Here is a 1,880-nt window from a genome sequence, read left to right on the forward strand (position 1 = left end):
AGATGTGTATAAGAGACAGGGTGTGGAGGACCTCCACCTCGTCGGCCCGCGTCTCCCATTCCTGCGTGCGTCGGATGGGGAGCTGCCAGCACACGTCGGGCTTGGCCTCGGGCAGGGTCCGCCCCGTCCGCGCGGCCATGTGGTGCAGCGCGCAGCCGGACCCGGCCGGCCATCCGGGATCGTTGAAGAACACGCACCTGCCGGCGTGGCGGCGGGTGCGCAGGGCGGGCTCGGGCTCGCCGTCCTCCCCGGTGAGCTCGTCGGACTCCAGCCACGGCTCGAGATCGCCGCCCTCGGAAGCTGCGGACTCCAGCGCGGCCCCACGGTGTTGCCAGTCCCTCGGCCCCAGGAGGGCGACGTTCCCCCTCAGGCGCTCGCGGTCCTCGTCGTCGCACAGGAACGCGCCGTGGGTGCAGCACCCCGAGTCGGGCTGGTCGGCCTCGATGCCGTGGCAGGCGGGCGTTCCGAACACGCAGGTCCACGAGGACAGCAGCCAGGTCATGTCCACGGAGACGAGGTGTTCCGCATTGGTGGGGTCCGGGAACGAGTACCACTCGCGGGGGAAGTCGAGGGGGACTTCCGCGAGGGGCGCGCCCGGGGTGCTGGTGCGTTTGGTGGCGGTCACAACCTGCGACCGTAGACCGTTTAGGGTGGGCGTGTGAGATTAGGTGTCCTGGACGTCGGGAGCAACACGGTCCATTTCGTCGTGGTGGACGCCCATCGTGGCGGCCACCCGACGCCGATGAACGACTCCCGGACCCGACTGCGCCTGATCGAGTACCTCGACGAGGACAACAACATCTCCAAGACCGGCGTCGCCCGGTTGATCGACGCGGTCAACGAGGCCGCCGAGCTCGCGCGCGCCACCAGGTGCGGCGAGGTCATGGCGCTGGCCACCTCCGCCGTGCGGGACGCCGCCAACTCCGACGCGGTCCTGGCCAGGGTCGAGAAGGAGACGGGCATCGAGTTGCGCGTGCTCAGCGGGGAGGACGAGGCGCGGATGACCTTCCTCGCCACCCGCCGGTGGTTCGGCTGGAGCGCGGGCCGGATTGTCAACCTCGACATCGGTGGCGGCTCGCTGGAGCTCACCAGCGGGGAGGACGAGCTGCCCGAACACGCCTACAGCCTGCAGTTGGGCGCCGGGCGACTGACCCGCGACTGGTTCAAGACCGATCCGCCCGAGCGGAAGCGCATCAACCAGCTGCGCGACTACATCGACGCCGAGCTCGAGGGTCCCGCCAAGGATCTGCGGGCGGCGGGCGTCCCGGACCTCGCCTGCGCCACCTCCAAGACGTTCCGCACGCTGGCCAGGCTCACCGGGGCGGCCCCGTCGTCGGAGGGGCCGCGGGTCGAACGCGTCCTCACGGCGTCGGGTCTGCGGCAGGTGATCGCGTTTATCTCTCGCATGACGGCCTCGGACAGGGCAGAGTTGGAGGGGATCAGCTCCGACCGGTCGCATCAGGTGGTGGCGGGAGCGCTGGTGGCGGAGGCGTCCATGAGGGCATTGGGACTGGAAAGTGTGAAAATCTGTCCGTGGGCTCTGCGCGAGGGGCTCATCTTGAAGCGTCTCGACCGGGACGCGGGCGGCGACGGGAAGGGGAGCTGAGATGGCCGAGGATCCAGACGGTCAGCAGATCACCGTGGCGGAGCTGCTCAAGCGCATGGGCGCGGAGCAGCCGGGCACGGCCGCGTCCACGGGGCGCCGACACCGGCGGTCCGACGACGGCGGGGTGAGCGTCTCGGAGCTCACCGGCGAGATCCCGCGCATCACCGAGGACACGGTCGTGAGCAGCCGCGCCGCCCGTCGCAGGGCCCGCGAGGCCGAGGAGGCCACCGCCGGCGCCGAGGGCTCTACGCCTGCGGCGGCGCCGGGAGCGGCG

At 71.0% G+C, this 1,880-nt stretch carries 2 protein-coding genes and 1 pseudogene; 2 read left to right on the forward strand and 1 reads right to left on the reverse strand.

The genetic code is table 11. The annotated features are described in order from the left end of the window. Window positions 1-625, reverse strand: a 625-nt coding sequence (locus B4M60_RS07055) for a hypothetical protein (protein WP_291081582.1), incomplete at its 3' end; no start/stop codon positions are given. Window positions 626-658: 33 nt separating this feature from the next. Between B4M60_RS07055 and B4M60_RS07060 the strand changes: the two genes are divergently transcribed. Together B4M60_RS07060 and B4M60_RS07065 are read left to right on the forward strand one after the other, a co-directional pair. Beyond that, entirely contained in the window at window positions 659-1,606 is a 948-nt protein-coding gene (locus B4M60_RS07060; RefSeq protein ID WP_291081584.1) for a Ppx/GppA phosphatase family protein, read from the forward strand. Window position 1,607: 1 nt separating this feature from the next. After that, window positions 1,608-1,880, forward strand: a pseudogene (locus B4M60_RS07065) (hypothetical protein); the annotation flags it as partial.

This window comes from Dietzia sp. UBA5065, assembly GCA_002415925.1.
Taxonomy (GTDB): domain Bacteria; phylum Actinomycetota; class Actinomycetes; order Mycobacteriales; family Mycobacteriaceae; genus Dietzia.